Raw genomic sequence first — 16,063 nt, forward strand, 5'->3', positions numbered from 1 at the left:
GGCGACAGCAACAAGTAGGAAGGGCCGTCTGTGAGTTCGCAGAACCGAACCGGCAGCCGACGCAAACAGATCACTACGATCACTGGCTTGGCACTTGCCGGCGCGTTGGCTTTGACTGGATGTTCACCAGAGGTAGAGAGAGGCTGGTTGCCCACCGAGCGTGGCACCACCAATCACACCGACCGCATCATGGACCTCTGGGTCAACTCATGGATAGCCGCGCTGGTCGTCGGCATCATTACGTGGGGCCTGATGATCTGGTGCATCGTCGCTTACCGGCGGCGCAAGGGAACCGTAGGGTTCCCCCGCCAGAACAGCTTCAACCTGCCCCTTGAGGTCTTCTACCTCACGATCCCGGTGTTCATGGTCCTGGTGTTCTTCTATTTCACCGACCGCGACCAGCAGGCGATCGATGACCGCTCCAAGCCGGCCGACGTCGTCGTTGACGTCCGCGGCAAGCAGTGGGCATGGGACTTCAACTACAAGAAGGGTGACGTCGTCACCGGCGATGTGCACGAAGCCGGCGTCCAGGCGCACCTCACCGGTGCAGAGATCGACAAGGAAAAGCTGCCCACGCTCTACCTGCCGGTGAACAAGTCCGTCGACGTGGAGCTCAACTCCCGCGACGTGATCCACTCCTTCTGGGTTCCTGCCTTCCTGCAGAAGCGGGACATGATCCCGGGCAAGACCAACTACATCAGGTTCACCCCCACCAAGGAGGGCACCTACGACGGCAAGTGCGCCGAACTCTGCGGCGAATACCACTCCGAAATGCTGTTCCGCGTCAAGGTTGTCTCCGAACCGGAGTTCGCAGCGCACCTGGACAAGCTGCGCCAGGACGGCAACACCGGCCTGCTCGGCGCAGAGTACGACCGCAACCCGAACCTGAACGCAACGAAGTAAGGGAAGCGACGTGGCAACCACCTACACCCAGCCCACCGGGATCCTTGAGGCTCCCGTAGTGCCCAAATCCAAGGGACGCATCGTCGTCAACTGGATCACCTCGACCGACCACAAGACCATCGGGTACATGTACCTGATCGCGTCCTTCGTGTTCTTCTGCTTCGGCGGCATCATGGCGCTGCTGATCCGTGCCGAGCTGTTTGAGCCCGGCATGCAGATCCTGCAGACCAAGGAACAGTACAACCAGCTGTTCACCATGCACGGCACCGTCATGCTGCTGATGTTCGCGACGCCGCTGTTCGCCGGCTTCACCAACGTCATCATGCCGCTGCAGATCGGTGCACCCGACGTCGCCTTCCCGCGGCTGAACGCACTGGCCTTCTGGTTCTTCCTCTTCGGCTCCACCATCGCCGTGTCCGGGTTCATCACCCCGCAGGGCGCGGCGTCGTTCGGCTGGTTCGCCTATGCGCCGCTGTCCAACACGACGTTCAGCCCCGGGATCGGCGGGGACCTGTGGGTCTTCGGCCTGGCGCTCTCCGGCTTCGGCACCATCCTCGGCGCGGTCAACTTCATCACCACGATCATCTGCATGCGCGCCCCGGGCATGACCATGTGGCGCATGCCGATCTTCACCTGGAACGCGCTGGTCACGTCCATCCTGGTCCTGATGGCGTTCCCGCCGCTGGCCGCGGCGCTGTTCGCCCTCGGCGCGGACCGCCGCTTCGGCGCGCACATCTTCGATCCGGAAAACGGCGGCGCCGTCCTCTGGCAGCACCTGTTCTGGTTCTTCGGCCACCCCGAGGTCTACATCATCGCCCTGCCGTTCTTCGGCATCGTGTCCGAGATCTTCCCGGTCTTCAGCCGCAAGCCGATCTTCGGCTACAAGGGCCTGGTCTACGCCACGATCGCCATCGCCGCGCTGTCCGTCACCGTGTGGGCCCACCACATGTACGTCACCGGCTCGGTCCTGCTGCCGTTCTTCTCCTTCATGACCATGCTGATCGCCGTGCCCACGGGCGTGAAGTTCTTCAACTGGATCGGCACCATGTGGCGGGGCTCGATCACCTTCGAGACCCCCATGCTGTGGAGCATCGGCTTCCTGGCCACGTTCCTCTTCGGCGGCCTGACCGGCATCATCCTGGCCTCACCGCCGCTGGACTTCCACGTGTCGGACTCCTACTTCGTGGTGGCGCACTTCCACTACGTGGTCTTCGGCACCGTGGTGTTCGCGATGTTCGCGGGCTTCTACTTCTGGTGGCCCAAGTGGACCGGCAAGATGCTCAACGAGCGGCTCGGCAAGATCCACTTCTGGATGCTGTTCCTGGGCTTCCACGCCACGTTCCTGATCCAGCACTGGCTCGGCGTCGAGGGCATGCCCCGCCGCTACGCGGACTACCTGCCGCAGGACAACTTCACCTGGATGAACCAGTTCTCCACCTACGGTTCCTTCCTGCTGGGCGCGTCGATGATCCCGTTCTTCTGGAACGTGTACATCACCTGGCGCAGCAACGAACGGGTGGAAGTCGATGACCCGTGGGGCTTCGGCGCCTCGCTCGAGTGGGCCACGTCCTGCCCGCCGCCGCGCCACAACTTCACCTCACTGCCGCGCATCCGTTCCGAACGCCCCGCCCTGGACCTGCACCACCCGGAGCTTTCCCAAGCGCACACCGTTGAGTCTCCGGCCCCCGCGGCAGCGGTGCTCGGTAACGCCGACCAGAAGGACACCGCCAAATGAGAATCGAATCATGGATTTTTGGAGCCGGAGTCTTCTTCTTCATCCCCGTCGCGGCGGTATACGGATTCCTGAACCACTGGAACGAGTGGGTGGGCACCCTGGGCCTCCTGCTGGTGGGCGCCCTCGTCGGCATGATCGGTGCCTACCTTGGCTTCACCGGCAAGCGCGTCGGCATGCGTCCCGAGGACCGGCCTGACGCCGAGATCCACGAAGGCGCCGGCGAGCAGGGCCACTTCAGCCCGTGGAGCTGGTGGCCCCTGGTCCTGGGCCTGTCCTGCGCCACCGGATTCCTCGGCATGGCCATCGGATTCTGGATTGTGTTCATCGCCGGCGGCCTCGCGGTCGTCGCACTCGTGGGCTGGGTCTACGAGTACAGCCGTGGTGACCACGCGCACTAGGTTCCGGCAGGAAACAGCGCAAGACTGATTGCGTGAACGACGGCGGGCCCCACCAAGATGGTGGGGCCCGCCGTCGTTCGTCGTGCCTGGGCACGGCTGGCCGGCCGTATCCGGTCCGGCGCGTGCCGCGGAACCGCCGGGTGCTTCCTAGCGGACCTGCGCTGACTCCAGCAGGGAGCAGAGGAGGTCGAGGGCCTTTTCGGCATCCGGGAGGCTGTAGCGGGCCGGTATTGCGTCCGCTGCCACCGCCAGTTCCACTTCGCAGCCGCAGTGGAAGTCCTCGGTCATGACTTCCAGCAGGGAGCGGGCATCGACCCCGCGCCTGCCTTCCTTGCTGATGGTGACCGGCAGCCCCGTGCCGGTGACAGCCCGCACAAACGCCGCCGCCGGCCGTGCATGCAGGCCAACGGCCGCCTTGACGATTGCCTTCCGAACTGGCAACGGGGCTCCTTTGCTCTCAGCTTTGATCTCGCGGATCTTCCGGCGGCTCTGCCCGCCGTCGTACCTGGGGTAAAGCCTAGCCGCGGGCGAAGTGCCGGGCGAACCAAGACGCCCCGGTGGTCTAGACCTGCTCCGGATTACCCTACCCTTGGTGTATGAACGAATACAGGAGGCAGGATCATGGGTTCTAATGCCTCGCGGATGGCCGGTGAGATCGACCGGCACAGCGGCACACCGATCTATGTCCAGCTGCGGGAAATCCTCCGGGCCCACATTGCGAGTTCGTGCCCGCCCGGATCGGCGCTGCCGTCCGAGCGGGACCTGGCGGAGCGGTTCGGGCTCGCCCGGATGACCGTCCGCCAGGCGATCGACGCCCTCGTGGGGGAGGAGGTCATCGAACGGGTCGTCGGCCTCGGCACCTTTGTCCGGAAGCCGAAGCTGGATCTCCAGGTCAAACTGACCTCCTACAGCGAAGAGATGCAGCGCCGCGGCATGGTCCCGGCGGCAAGGGTCCTCAGCTTCGAACAGATTGCGGCCAGCCCGTTCCTGGCCCGCGAACTCCAGCTGGAAGAGGGGACGCCCCTCGTGCGGTTCCGGCGCCTGCTGCTGGCCGACAATGAGCCGATGAGCGTGGACGAGAACTTCATCCCAGCCCACCGCGTGCCCGGCCTGCTCGACGGCGAGCCGCCCACCTCGCTCTACAACGTGCTCAGCGAACGCTATGGGCTGGTGATGGAGTGGGGCGAGGACATGATCGAGGCGACGGCGGCGTCACCGTCGACGTCACGGCTGCTCAACGTCGAGATCGGCTCGCCGCTCCTGAAGATCCAGCGGCACGCCTTTGTCGCCAGGGCGATGGTTGACTACTCGGTGTCCTATTACCGCGCCGACCGCTACAAGCTCTGGGTGCCGCTGCAGCGTCCCGGCGTCCGGCCGACCCGCAACTACGCTTCGGGGTACCGCCCGTAAATGAGCGACGCGGGCGGAACGCGGAAGACCCGGTCCCAAGGGGGCCGGGTCTTCTGCGTTAACCGCTGTGGGGCTGCTAGTGGCTGAGGGTCTTCTGGGCCTCTGCCGACTCAATGGCCTCGTGGTGGCCGTGGGCCGCCTCGAGCTCGGCCGGGGTTGCCGGGGCTACCCGGTCCTCGAAGAACAACCGGGAAAGCATCGCTCGGCGCTTCTCCTTGCGGTCCACGATCCCGTGCTCGTTGGGAACCGCGGGCAGCGGAGCCGGGGATTCAAAACCGACCAGCTTGTAGCGCTTGTACTCGCTCAGCGGGGCGTGGACCTCGATGAACTCACCATGCGGCAGGCGCACGATGCGGCCGGTTTCACGGCCGTGGAGGGCGATCTCACGGTCCTTGCGCTGCAGGGCCAGGGCAACGCGCTTCGTCACGAAGAAGGCGATGACCGGGCCGATGAAGAACAGTGCACGGAGCCAGTAGGTCACATCGTTCAGGGACACGTGGAAATTCGTGGCGATAAGGTCCGAGCTGGCGGCGGCCCACATGACGCAGTACCAGGTGAAGCCGGCCACGCCGATCGCGGTACGGGTCGGCGCGTTACGCGGACGGTCCAGCACGTGGTGCTCTCGGTTGTCCTTGGTGATCCACCGTTCGATCCACGGGTAGGTGAACAGCACGGTGAAGATGATGCCTGCCGGTACGAGCGCCGGCAGCAGCACGTTCAGCGTCAGCACGTGTCCGAAGATCACATACTCGAAATGGAAGTTTCCAATGACACCCGGCATCAGGCGCAAGGCACCGTCAACGAAGCCGATGTACCAGTCAGGCTGGGTGCCTGCCGAAACGGGGGAGGGGTCGTAGGGACCGTAGTTCCAGATCGGGTTGATCGTGAAGAAGCCCGCCATGAGCGCAATCACGCCGAAGACGATGAAGAAGAAGCCGCCGGCCTTGGCCGCGTACACCGGGCCGAGCGGGTAGCCGACGACGTTGCCGTCGTTGCGTCCCGGGCCGGGGTACTGGGTGTGCTTGTGCACGACCACCATGAACAGGTGGAGCACGATCATCAGCAGGATCAGTGCCGGCACCAGCAGGATGTGCAGCATGTAGAGGCGGCCAATGATGGCAGTACCGGGGAACTCTCCGCCGAAGAGGAAGAAGGAAATATACGTTCCAATGACCGGAATGGCCTTAATGACACCGTCAATGATGCGCAGGCCGTTGCCCGACAGCAGGTCATCGGGAAGCGAGTAGCCGGTGAACCCTTCGGCCATGGCCAGGATCAGCAGGACTCCGCCGACTACCCAGTTCATTTCCCGGGGTTTGCGGAAGGCACCGGTGAAGAACACGCGGAGCATGTGAACACCGATGGACGCCACGAACAGCAGCGCCGCCCAGTGGTGGACCTGGCGCATGAACAGCCCGCCACGGACATCGAAGGAGATGTTCAGGGATGAGTTGAACGCGGCAGACATTTCGACGTTCTTCAGCGGCGTGTACGAGCCCGCATAGTGGGTTTCCACCATGGACGGATCGAAGAAGAACGTCAGGAAGGTGCCTGACATGAGCAGGATGACGAAGGAGTACAGGGCCACTTCGCCAAACATGAATGACCAGTGGTCCGGGAAGACCTTGCGGCCGAATTCACGGAGGATTCCGGATCCGCCGACGCGTTGGTCGACGAAGTCGGTGATGCTGCCGCCTTTAGTCTTGGCGACGAAAGCGGGGGCTTCAGCTGTTGACGGTGCGCTCATGCTCATCACGCTCCCAGTAGCTCGGTCCAACAGGTTCATGGAAGTCGCTGGTAGCGACCAGGTAGCCCTCTGCGTCGACTGCGATGGGCAGCTGGGGGAGGGGGCGGCTGGCCGGGCCGAAGATAACCTTGCATTCCTGGGTCAGGTCGAAGGTTGACTGGTGGCACGGGCACAGCAGGTGGTGGGTCTGCTGCTCGTACAGGGCAACAGGGCAACCAACGTGGGTGCAGATCTTGGAGTAGGCAACGATGCCGTTGTAGCTCCAGTCCTCGCGGCCTGCGGAAGGCTTGAGGGAATCCGGGTTCAGGCGCATGAGCAGGACGACGGCCTTCGCCTTTGCGTTCAGCTTGCCTTCGTGCAGCTCGTTGAGGCCTTCCGGGATCACGTGGAACGCCGAGCCGATGGTGACATCCGTGGCCTTGATGGGGGTGCCATCGGGGTCGCGGGTGAGCCGCTTGAGCTTGCCACCCGCCGGTGCCCACATGGTGTGGGCCAGCTTGTCGTCCGGGCGGGGACCGAGGTCACCGAAGACGGCCAGCGCCGGCAGGGGAGCCAGCGCGACGGCGCCCAGCAGGGTGTTGCGGATCAGCGGCCGGCGCTTGATGCCGGTTTCCTCCACAATGTCATCGACAATGCGGACGGCGGCCAGGCGGTCCTCCTCGGTGCGGATCCCATGGCGCTCTTCCGAGACCTCATGGTCCGGCATGAGGGCCTTGGCCCAGTGGACGATGCCGGTACCGATGCCCAGCATGGCAAAGGCGGTGCCGATGCCCAGCAGGGCGTTCTGCAGCCGGATGGTGGCGATCGAGGAGCCATCTCCAAGATCGATGGCGAAGTACGCCACCAGGAAAATCAAGGTGCCAACGACCGAAATCCCGAAAAGAAGGGCTACCTGCCGTTCTGCTCGCTTTGCGGCCCTCGGGTCCGTGTCAGCCAGGCGCAAACGATGCGGGGGAATTCCAGGATCCTGGAACTTCTCCACCTCATTCTGACCAGCCGTAGCTACGGTGCCCGAGTGGTTCGGACTGCCGTCACTATGGTTGCCCATAATTCGCCTCATCCCTCTCTCGTCTCGACATACGCCGAGTTAGCTTTCAATTCAAACTGCTGACGGGTCTGCAGAAAATTCTTACAGGTGCAACAGGGTCTGTCAGGACGTCCGGGACGTCAGCCAGATGGTGAAGGCGATGATGACGCCCAGGCCGGCGATCCAGACAAACAGACCTTCGGATGTGGGACCCAAAGCACCAAGATCAGCGCCGCCGGGTGAACCGTTGGCTTCGATCTGCTTCAGGAACGTGATGATGTCGCGCTTTCCCTCGGGGGAGACGTTGGCGTCATTGAAGACCGGCATGTTCTGCGGGCCGGTGACCATTGCTTCGTAGATGTGCTTGCCGGAGACATCCGCCAGGGCCGGGGCGAACTTGCCCCGGGTGAGTGCCCCGCCGGCGGCTGCGGCGTTGTGGCACATGGCGCAGTTGGTGCGGAAGAGCTCCCCGCCGGCGGCGGCGTTGCCCTTTTCGTCGAGGAGCCCCTCTTCGGGGATGGACGGGCCCGGGCCGAGCGAGGCAACATACGCTGCCAGCTGTTTGGTCTGGGTTTCGTTGAACTGGGCGGGCTTCTTGTAGGCCTGCGGGCCGTTCATCTGCATGGGCATGCGGCCGGTGCCGACCTGGAAGTCAACAGCGGCCGCGCCGACGCCCACAAGCGACGGTCCGGCCTGCGAGCCGCTGGCACCCATGCCGTGGCAGGTGGCGCAGTTGGCGGCAAAGAGCTTTCCGCCTTCCCCTACGTCGCTTGCGTTGAAGCTTGTGGTGTCGGCCTTGGCCTGGTTGACGGTGGTGGCAACGGCGTACAGCCCACCAGTGACCAAGAGGCCCATCAGCAGCAGTGCAATTGCTGCCAGCGGGTGTCGTCGCTTCTGCGAGAGTGCCTTCACGTGGTGGTTCCTTTTTTCGATCCTGCGTTGGCTCCGGGAGCCGCTTCTTGAAAATCTGCCTCTTGTGCGAAAAGAGTCAATTCTTGGCTACCTGAGGACGTAGATGACCAGGAAGAGGCCGATCCACACGACGTCGACAAAGTGCCAGTAGTACGAGGTGACAATCGCTGAGGTTGCCTCAAAGTGGCCGAACTTCTTCGCTGCGAAGGAGCGGCCGATGATGAGCAGGAAGGCAACCAGGCCGCCGATAACGTGCAGGCCGTGGAAGCCTGTCGTGATGTAGAACGCCGAGCCATAGGCATTGGAGGAGAGTGAAACATGCTCGGAAACGAGCATGGAGTACTCAGTCGTCTGCCCGGCAACGAAGAAGGCACCCATGATGAAGGTCAGGGTGAACCATTCGTTCATTCCCCACCGGGTGAAGCTCAGGCGTCCTCCGCTCCGGCGCGGCTGGAGCCGCTCAGCGGCGAAGACGCCCATCTGGCAAGTAAAGGAACTTGCCACGAGGACGATGGTGTTAACGAGCGCAAAGGGGAAGTTGAGCTTGGCTGTCTCTTCGGCCCACATCTGTCCGGAAGTCGAACGGAGTGTGAAGTACATGGCGAAGAGACCGGCGAAGAACATCAACTCACTGGACAGCCAGACCACGGTTCCAACAGAAACCATGTTCGGGCGATTCAGCGTCGGGTGCGCCGGGGTACTGGGGGCATGGGTCGCAGATGTCACATAGACATTATGTCTATAAAACTCCCCGGTGCCCAACGCAAAACGCGTTTTCGGACGACTTTTTCTACAAAGACGCGAATTCGCGCGGAAAAGTTCCCGACCCCGTTCACATTGGTCATCGCGGCGCCCACCTCGATAGCATCAGGAGGTGACTTCTCAGGCTTCGGAACAGGCGGCAGGCAACACCTGGCCGCGGCTCATCAACGCACTCATCAACGGGACGGACCTCACCGCCGGCAATACCGAGTGGGCGATGAACTCGATCATGTCCGGCGAGGCCAGCCCCGCACAGGTGGCCGGCTTCCTGGTGGCCCTGCGCGCCAAGGGCGAGACCGTGGATGAACTGGCGGGGCTGGTCGAGGCAATGATCGCCAACGCCAGCCCGATCGATATTGCGGGCGAGAAGCTGGACATCGTCGGAACCGGCGGAGACCAGCAGAACACCGTGAACATCTCCACGATGGCCGCCCTGATCGCTGCCGGCGCCGGGGCCAAGGTGGTTAAGCACGGCAACCGCGCGGCATCGTCCACTTCCGGGTCCGCCGACGTCCTGGAAGCCCTCGGCGTGCGGCTGGACCTGCCGGTTCCGCGCGTGGCCCTGAACGCGGAGGAGGCCGGCATCACCTTCTGCTTCGCCCAGGTCTTCCACCCCTCCATGCGCCATGCCGCCGTCGCCCGCCGCGAACTCGGCGTGCCGACTGCCTTCAACTTCCTGGGCCCCATGATCAACCCCGCCAATGTGCAGGCCTCCGCCGTCGGCGTTGCCAACGAGAAGATGGCTCCCCTGGTGGCCGGCGTGCTGGCCAAGCGCGGGAGCCGGGGACTCGTGTTCCGGGGCAACGACGGCCTGGACGAACTGACCACCACCGGCCCTTCCCACGTCTGGGAAATCCGGAACGGGGAGGTCGCGGAGGAGATCTTCGATCCGCGCGGGCTTGGGATCCGCCAGGCGACGCTGGAGGAACTGCGCGGCGGCGACGCCGTCGCCAACGCCGCCGTCGTCCGTGCCGTCCTGTCCGGCGCCCCCGGTGCGGCGCGCGACGCCGCGCTGCTGAACGCCGCCGCCGGGCTGGTGGCCTTCGACCTCGACGCCGTGGGCCCGCTGGCCGAGCGCATGGCGGCGGCGATGAAGCGGGCCGAGGAATCGATTGGTTCCGGTGCAGCGGCCGCCGTGCTGGACCGGTGGGTGTCCTTGTCGCAAGACTGAGCCCAGCCGGGCCCGGATCCGGAAGTTACTGCTCGATGCCGAGGGCGAAGGCCGCGTCGAGGTCGTGCTGCGAGTAGGCGCGGAAGGCGATCTGGGTGGTGGTGTGAAGAACCGCCGGGACCTTGGAGAGTTTGTCCGCGATGACGTCCGCGAGGTCCTCATGCTTGGCCACCCGGGCGATGGCGATCAGGTCCCATTCCCCCGTTACCGAATAGACCTCGCTGATGCCCTGGATGGCGGAGATTTCTTCCGCGGTCTCCGGGATCCGGGAAGCCTCTGTCTTAATCAGGACGATAGCGGTGACCACGTGTGAACCTTTCCGGATCTGTTGCGCCGTTGCCGGCCCTTCCGGGCCGGGCCATGTGCCTGCAAGCCTAATACATCAGGCCCGCTTGCGGCTCGTCCCGAACCGCCGCACCCCTGCCACCACGAGCCGGTAGCCGAGCAGAAACACCGCCAGGCTCAGGAGCGCCACGATGATGAAGGGGAGCACGACGCTCTGCCCGGTGGCGGCCCGCAGGAGCATGCCGACGGCCACCGTTCCCAGCCAGACGACGACGCCGGCGGGCCAGAGCGCCAGGGGAGCACGCCACACCCGCAGCGCCAGCCAGGACACGGCGGCTCCGGCGAGGAACGGCCAGGCGGTGGCAAGGACCCCGGTGATAACCTCCCCGCGCTGGTGGGCATCCCGGCCGATCGCGGCGAAGGCCAGGACCAGCGCCAGATCAGCGGCCGCCGCCAGTACCGCTGTCCGCATCTTCGCGGGCGGAGGTGCGGACGGGCGGCGGAGCGGCGGTGGTGACGAAGACATGCTTACCAGCCTAGCCCGGCACCGCCCGCGACGGGGCGGCGTCAGGCCCTCGTGGCCGCGATTTTTGCTGCAAACGCCAGCAGGAAGACGCCGGCAACCCGGTCCGTCGCCTTGCCGACCGCAGCGGACTGGAACCAGCGCCGTGCGCGGTGGGTAGCCACGATGATGGCCGCGAACCAGGGCATGGCTTCTGCGTTGTGGACCAGGGGGAGGAGGGCCCCCATCAGCAGAGGTGGGGCATCGGCTGGCAGGAACTGGGGAATCATCGCCATGTAGAACACTCCGACCTTGGGATTCAGCAGGCTGGTGGTCACGCCGCTGAGCCAGTTCGTCCGGATGGCGAGGCGGCGACCAGGGCGAACTGCAGGAGGGCATCGGTGATGGTCATACTCAAATGATAGGCACCCGGCGGACCCGATCCGGACGGCGCCCAGCGTGCCATGCAGGCGATGCTCGGGATGCGGAAACTGGATGTGGCCGGGCTGCAGAAAGCGTACGACGGGTCCTGAAGCTTCGGTGCGGCACAGCCGGCTTATCCCGGACGAAGACCCCCGCCAGACATATCATCGGGCGGCGGCCCGGGCCGAAGCGCCGGCAGTGAGTTACCGTCTGGCGGTTGCCCCGGGGTGATGTCCACTTCGTGCGGGGCGGCAAGGTGCCGCTCGCGGTCCCGAAGGTGATGCAACAGGGCGGTTTCCGGATTCCAGGGGTGCTCCTTGACATGACGCTGCAAACGGATCCGGACCCCTTCCAGTTCGGGCCCGGTGCTGTTGAGGACGCTGTTGATGATCTCCAGCACCTGCAACCGCAGGGACATGCCTGCGTACTGTTCGGATGCCGTTACGGAGGCGGGTTCCTGCGACGCCGGACCGTTTCCGGACGGGTGAACGACATGCCGGCCGGGTTCACGGAAGGGGCCGTCCCCCCGGATCATGGCGCTTCCCCGTATTGCCGCGTGAAGGCAACGGCCCAAGGGGAAGCCCTCCGGGCCGCGGGCGACGCGGTGGCTGCCCCTTCATCGTGCACCTCCGGTCTCCTATCTGGGCCCTGGGATCAGGAGCGCCCGGCCGGCCGGACCATGTTGACGGACGATTTCCAGCCGCGCCGGAAGCCACAGGGTAAATCTGCTCGCGCCTCGCGCTGCGGACTGGACCCGGATACTGCCCCCGTGCGCCTCAGCGATTGCCTTGACGATCGGCAACCCGAGGCCGGCTCCGTGCGCCGCGGACCCGGGACCGGACCATGCAAACCGTTCAAATATCCGCTGGTGCTCTTCCGCGGGAATCCCCGGTCCGGTGTCCGAGACCCACAAATCCAGTCCTCCGATCAGAGCAGACACGGCTCCTCTGACAGGTGTGCTGCTGCGCACTGTCGGGGCGGGGGAATCGGTCCAGAGGCCACCGACGGAGATCGTGTCGTCTTCCGACGTGGTTCCCACGGCATGGGCGGCGAGCTGATCCACCGCGTGGGACAGGCACTGGCGGTCCGCCAGCACCCAGCCGCCCGGTTTGAGGCTGAGGATCCAGCGCCGTCGGCCCAGGACCAGGGCCCGCTGGACGGCGTCTTCCAGGAACTGGTCGACGTCGATCCATTCGGCGTGGATGAAGCCAGGGCGCCCGCTTCCGGCAAGCACCTGAAAGTCGCTGACCAGCCGCTGCATGGAGTCCACTTCCCTCAGCAGCCGGCTGCACGTCCGCGAGATGTCGTCCGGGGCGTGGGCCCTGAGCTGTTCGACGTGCCTTCTGATGGCGGCTAGGGGGGTGCCGAGCTGATGGCCGGCATCGCCCAGGAACTGGCGGCGCTCCACGATGCCGCGCTCCAGCCTGTCGAGCATGGCGTTGAACTGGCTGGCGAGCACGGCGACGTCGTCGTCGGCCTGGGAGGGCAACGGGACCCGTTGCCCCGGATCGTCCAGGGACAGGTGTTCGGTGGCGTCCCGGAGACGCCGGATGGGGCGGCGCAGCCTCCCCGCCACCACGTGGCCAACGACAACGGCCGCGGGGAGGGCGAGGAGGGCGACAATGCCGTACGTGCCCAGCGACTGCAACAAGCCGCCGGCCACGCGGCCGTCCGGGAGCCTGGGCTGCACGGCGTGGGCCGCAGCCCCGGAGACCAGCATCGCGGAGGCCATGAGTGCCAACTGGGCCGTCAGCACCCACACCCTGACGGATCTCAATCTCCTGGGGACTCCCCGCCACGCGGCGGCAACGTGCCTGGCTCCGTGGCCCCCGGGGGCGGCAGTCAGGACTGCCGCCCCCCGGGGTCCACCGCCAGGATGGTTACTGGACACGGACGGCGAAGCCGGCGGCGGTGCCGCCCAGCGCAGACTCAACGCTCACGGTCTGGCCTGCCCGGCCGATAGCAGTCGAAGAGCCTCGGATGGAAAACGACCCCGTGGCGTCCACGACGGCCGTACCCAGGATGGTTCCGTCCAGACCGCCGAGGTGTACGGTGACCGTCTGACCGGCCAGCATGGAGCTGGTCCCGTCCACCCGCCATTCGCGCTTGCTGGCCGTGTAGCGGGCGGAGGCAACCGCCACGGTGTCCGCCCGCGGGGTGACCGTCACCTGGGCGTCGCTTGAGGACCCGTCAGGGCCTCCCACCGTCAGCTTGAACGTCAGCGCGCCCGAACTCGCAGGGTACTTGTACAGCGGGAACGTGAACGCGGGACGGGCGGAACTGGCGCCGGTGAGGGTGACCCTGGGATCGCCCGGGCCCACAATCTGCGTCCAGGTATAGGTAGCTGCGCCGCTGGAGCCGCTGCCATCCAAGGTGACCTTGGCTCCGCGCTGCGCGCCTTGCTGGTTGGGTCCGGCATTGGCTACGGCGGCGGTGGCGGCTGTAACCGTCACGGTGACTGTCGCCGTTCTCGGACCGCCCGGCCCGTTGACTGTCAGGGAGAAGACATATTCCCCCGGTGCGGGTGCGGTGAAGCTGGGCCGGACCGCGTTTGGGTCGCTGAGGACAATTGCGGACGGACTGCTCCACGAGTAGGTGGACACCGGACCGCTGGAGGCGGATCCGTCCAGGAATACGTTCTGGCCTGCCTGGACCGTTTGATCGGGGCCGGCCTGGGCCGCCACCGGAATGGGAGAGCGGGCATTTCCGGTCACCTCAACCGGTATGACAACCTCGCCCTTGGCATCTGATCTCACGGTGACGGAAACCGGAGGAGCCGGGAGAGGGCCCGCTGCCAGGGAGCCGGCTGCGAGCTCGCCGAAGCCCACGGCGGTCAGGGTCCGCGCACCTGCTGTGTCGCTGGACACCGCTTCGACCGACAGGACACCGCTATCGGTGTTGAAGGTGGCCTTCCCGCTGACCCTGTCAACGACGTCGATCTTCTTCGCCGACGCCGGAACGTCGCTCGAGTTCGTGACGGTGACCGAGGCTGGCGGCTGGGGCCCATCAAATGCGATCCTGGTGAAGTACTTGCCGCCGGCTCCCTCCAGCGCCGTGGGGCTGAAGACCGCGTTGCCGGCTGACGCATCAGAGAGCTGCATTGACTGCGGTCCGGATTCGCTCGATGCGAAGACGTCCACCGTCCCCGAGCCGAGCGATGACCTGGAGTACGTCGCCCGCTCTGCCAGCACCCCGCTGTTGGTCGCGAGTTTTCCCTGCACCGTGAAGAGGTCGGTCTCCACGCAGTCCGCCACCGGGCCCGGAACGGTGGGGCAGGCATCCGCCGTGGCGCTCGGATTGATGCCCGGACCCTCGATGCGGAAGATGTTGGACCCGTACGGGCTGCCGGTGATCTTGTGGGGGGTGGTGCCATCGCCCACGTAGGTGTTCTTGCCGTTGGCGTCGGGCTTGAGGGCGGGATCGGTGGGGTAGGTATCCCAGGTCAGGAACGGTCCGACCCTTCCACCCAGGGCGCCCGAGAAGTCACCCTTTCCGCCGATGCCGATGTCCTCGGTGTCGAAGACGATGCCCGGCTTGGAGGTCCGGACGGTCTTGGTGCCCGCCGGCGTGGTGAATTTGTAATCGACGCCGTCCCTGGCGTTCGTGATTTTCAGCCGGAGCCGGGCAAAGGTGACCTGGTCGCCGTCGGCAACCGGCCCGCTGCCGAACGCCTGCTCCAGGGCGACCACGGCGAGCGCCTTTCCACCACCGGCCGTGTCCATCGTGGCGCTGGTGAGGGAAAAGAAGCCCTCATCCGGGTAGTTCCCGGGGAAGGAAACCGGCGCGGTCTCATCGGGCAACGGCCCGCGGGCCGGGCACAGCGGGTCGGCCTGCTCGATGCACTTCTCCAGCCTCAGCCCGTTCTTGTCGCGGTACCAGACCGGGAAGCCGTCCGTCGCATCGACGGGACCCACTTCGGCGAGTCCTGGCCCGTTGACTCCCGGAGGGCCGACGGCAGCCGAAGCCAGGCCGGCCAACGAGACGACAGCGAAAATTGCGAGCAAGAAACCAAGTATCCGTTTCATCACGATATCCATCCTGTGCTTTTCGCGCCCCTCCGCCCTGGCGGGAGGAACGGGGTGCACCGGCCGGCGCACTCATGACCGTCACGGTATGGACAGCGTCTTGTAAATATCCTGTCGTCCAGACCACCGTGCGGCCCCCCTCAGAGGTCCACCCGGCGTTTTTCTCCAAGGGTTTCCCTAGTGCGCCGGCGGGAAACTTGCCAACATGTCACAGTCACAATCGCTCCGGCGCTCGAAAATCCTCGTTCCGGCAATCCTGCTCCTCCTTGTAGGGAGCCTGGTCGCCGGCGTCATGATGAGGGCGCCGCGCACACCGCCGGCCCCGCTGGGAGCTTCAGCCCGCGTCGACGGCGGACTGGCACGCATCAACGGGGTCATACCGGCCGACGTCGACGGGTGGAGCCCCGACACCGCTTCTGCGGCGCTTGCCAAGCCGCCCGGCGAGGGACTCCACCGGGTACGGGTATTGGTGGAGTTGACCGCGCTCGAACAAGGCGGCCTCCCGTATGATCCGTCCAGCTACTCCGTGTCGGGCCTGGGCGCAGGGACGTGGAAAGCGCTCTGGTTTTCGCCCGCTGCGGCGATCGCGGTCCAGGGGAAAAGCATCAACGCCACGCTCGTGTTCGAGCTCCCCGACCGGGCCATCGATCTGACCCTCGACCTGTCAGGGGGGCCGGGGCTGTCCCTGGGGGCCGGACACCATAGGGGACGCACCTGACAGGCCAGTCCTCGCATCTACCGGTAGCCGACCTGGTGGAAAACG

Annotated in this window: 17 protein-coding genes; 6 read left to right on the plus strand and 11 right to left on the minus strand. The window is 65.5% G+C overall.

The window, feature by feature from the left end; translation table 11 throughout:
* Positions 1-30 precede the first annotated feature (30 nt).
* Genes ctaC through J9611_RS11690 form a run of 3 tightly spaced genes read left to right on the plus strand, consistent with a single transcriptional unit; the run spans position 31 to position 3,036 of the window.
* Positions 31-903, plus strand: a complete 873-nt coding sequence (gene ctaC, locus J9611_RS11680; protein ID WP_211880341.1) for an aa3-type cytochrome oxidase subunit II — start codon at positions 31-33, stop codon at positions 901-903.
* Between the two features lie 10 nt (positions 904-913).
* Positions 914-2,638, plus strand: a complete 1,725-nt coding sequence (gene ctaD, locus J9611_RS11685; RefSeq protein WP_211880343.1) for an aa3-type cytochrome oxidase subunit I — start codon at positions 914-916, stop codon at positions 2,636-2,638.
* Positions 2,635-3,036 carry a cytochrome c oxidase subunit 4 gene (locus tag J9611_RS11690; protein ID WP_211880345.1) on the plus strand — a complete coding sequence of 134 codons (402 nt, stop codon included), beginning with the start codon at positions 2,635-2,637 and terminating at the stop codon, positions 3,034-3,036. Before ctaD ends, J9611_RS11690 begins: the two co-directional genes overlap by 4 nt.
* A 147-nt stretch (positions 3,037-3,183) precedes the next feature.
* Here the strand turns inward: J9611_RS11690 and J9611_RS11695 are convergent, their stop codons facing one another.
* A complete protein-coding gene (locus J9611_RS11695) occupies positions 3,184-3,477 on the minus strand; it encodes an HPr family phosphocarrier protein (protein ID WP_211880347.1) in 294 nt (97 codons plus the stop codon).
* A gap of 180 nt (positions 3,478-3,657) precedes the next feature.
* Between J9611_RS11695 and J9611_RS11700 the strand changes: the two genes are divergently transcribed.
* A complete protein-coding gene (locus J9611_RS11700; RefSeq protein WP_211880349.1) occupies positions 3,658-4,446 on the plus strand; it encodes a GntR family transcriptional regulator in 789 nt (262 codons plus the stop codon).
* 76 nt (positions 4,447-4,522) lie between these two features.
* On the opposite strand, the gene qcrB is transcribed toward J9611_RS11700, so the two are convergent.
* The 4 genes from qcrB to ctaE form a co-directional block, all read right to left on the minus strand.
* Positions 4,523-6,193, minus strand: coding sequence for a cytochrome bc1 complex cytochrome b subunit (qcrB, locus tag J9611_RS11705; RefSeq protein ID WP_211880352.1), 1,671 nt, complete (start codon positions 6,191-6,193; stop codon positions 4,523-4,525).
* A complete protein-coding gene (qcrA, locus tag J9611_RS11710) occupies positions 6,171-7,241 on the minus strand; it encodes a cytochrome bc1 complex Rieske iron-sulfur subunit (RefSeq protein WP_211880354.1) in 1,071 nt (356 codons plus the stop codon). Before qcrA ends, qcrB begins: the two co-directional genes overlap by 23 nt.
* Before the next feature lie 102 nt (positions 7,242-7,343).
* The gene (gene qcrC, locus J9611_RS11715; RefSeq protein WP_211880356.1) at positions 7,344-8,132 is read right to left on the minus strand and encodes a cytochrome bc1 complex diheme cytochrome c subunit; all 789 of its coding nucleotides are present in this window, start codon (positions 8,130-8,132) and stop codon (positions 7,344-7,346) included.
* 87 nt (positions 8,133-8,219) lie between these two features.
* Complete coding sequence (gene ctaE / locus J9611_RS11720; RefSeq protein ID WP_443701379.1) at positions 8,220-8,894, minus strand: aa3-type cytochrome oxidase subunit III; 675 nt, start codon at positions 8,892-8,894, stop codon at positions 8,220-8,222.
* Between the two features lie 112 nt (positions 8,895-9,006).
* On the opposite strand from ctaE, the gene trpD reads away from it, so the two are divergent.
* Positions 9,007-10,065 carry an anthranilate phosphoribosyltransferase gene (gene trpD / locus J9611_RS11725; RefSeq protein ID WP_211880360.1) on the plus strand — a complete coding sequence of 353 codons (1,059 nt, stop codon included), beginning with the start codon at positions 9,007-9,009 and terminating at the stop codon, positions 10,063-10,065.
* 25 nt (positions 10,066-10,090) lie between these two features.
* On the opposite strand, the gene J9611_RS11730 is transcribed toward trpD, so the two are convergent.
* The 6 genes from J9611_RS11730 to J9611_RS11755 all read right to left on the minus strand — a co-directional run bounded on the left by J9611_RS11730 (position 10,091) and on the right by J9611_RS11755 (position 15,279).
* Positions 10,091-10,372, minus strand: a complete 282-nt coding sequence (locus J9611_RS11730; protein WP_211880362.1) for an Lrp/AsnC family transcriptional regulator — start codon at positions 10,370-10,372, stop codon at positions 10,091-10,093.
* 75 nt (positions 10,373-10,447) lie between these two features.
* Entirely contained in the window at positions 10,448-10,876 is a 429-nt protein-coding gene (locus J9611_RS11735; protein WP_211880363.1) for a DUF3054 domain-containing protein, read from the minus strand.
* A 41-nt stretch (positions 10,877-10,917) separates the two neighbouring features.
* The gene (locus tag J9611_RS21860) at positions 10,918-11,412 is read right to left on the minus strand and encodes a LysE family translocator (protein WP_372447787.1); all 495 of its coding nucleotides are present in this window, start codon (positions 11,410-11,412) and stop codon (positions 10,918-10,920) included.
* Positions 11,409-11,810 (minus strand): hypothetical protein, encoded by a 402-nt coding sequence (locus J9611_RS11745; RefSeq protein ID WP_211880365.1) that lies wholly within the window; start codon positions 11,808-11,810, stop codon positions 11,409-11,411. The genes J9611_RS21860 and J9611_RS11745 overlap by 4 nt, the downstream gene beginning before the upstream one ends.
* Before the next feature lie 102 nt (positions 11,811-11,912).
* The gene (locus J9611_RS11750; protein WP_211880367.1) at positions 11,913-13,052 is read right to left on the minus strand and encodes a sensor histidine kinase; all 1,140 of its coding nucleotides are present in this window, start codon (positions 13,050-13,052) and stop codon (positions 11,913-11,915) included.
* Between the two features lie 103 nt (positions 13,053-13,155).
* Entirely contained in the window at positions 13,156-15,279 is a 2,124-nt protein-coding gene (locus tag J9611_RS11755) for a PKD domain-containing protein (RefSeq protein WP_211880370.1), read from the minus strand.
* A 226-nt stretch (positions 15,280-15,505) separates the two neighbouring features.
* On the opposite strand from J9611_RS11755, the gene J9611_RS11760 reads away from it, so the two are divergent.
* Complete coding sequence (locus J9611_RS11760) at positions 15,506-16,018, plus strand: hypothetical protein (protein ID WP_211880372.1); 513 nt, start codon at positions 15,506-15,508, stop codon at positions 16,016-16,018.
* The last annotated feature ends 45 nt before the right edge of the window (positions 16,019-16,063 follow it).

The organism is Pseudarthrobacter albicanus (assembly GCF_018224015.1).
Lineage (GTDB): Bacteria > Actinomycetota > Actinomycetes > Actinomycetales > Micrococcaceae > Arthrobacter > Arthrobacter albicanus.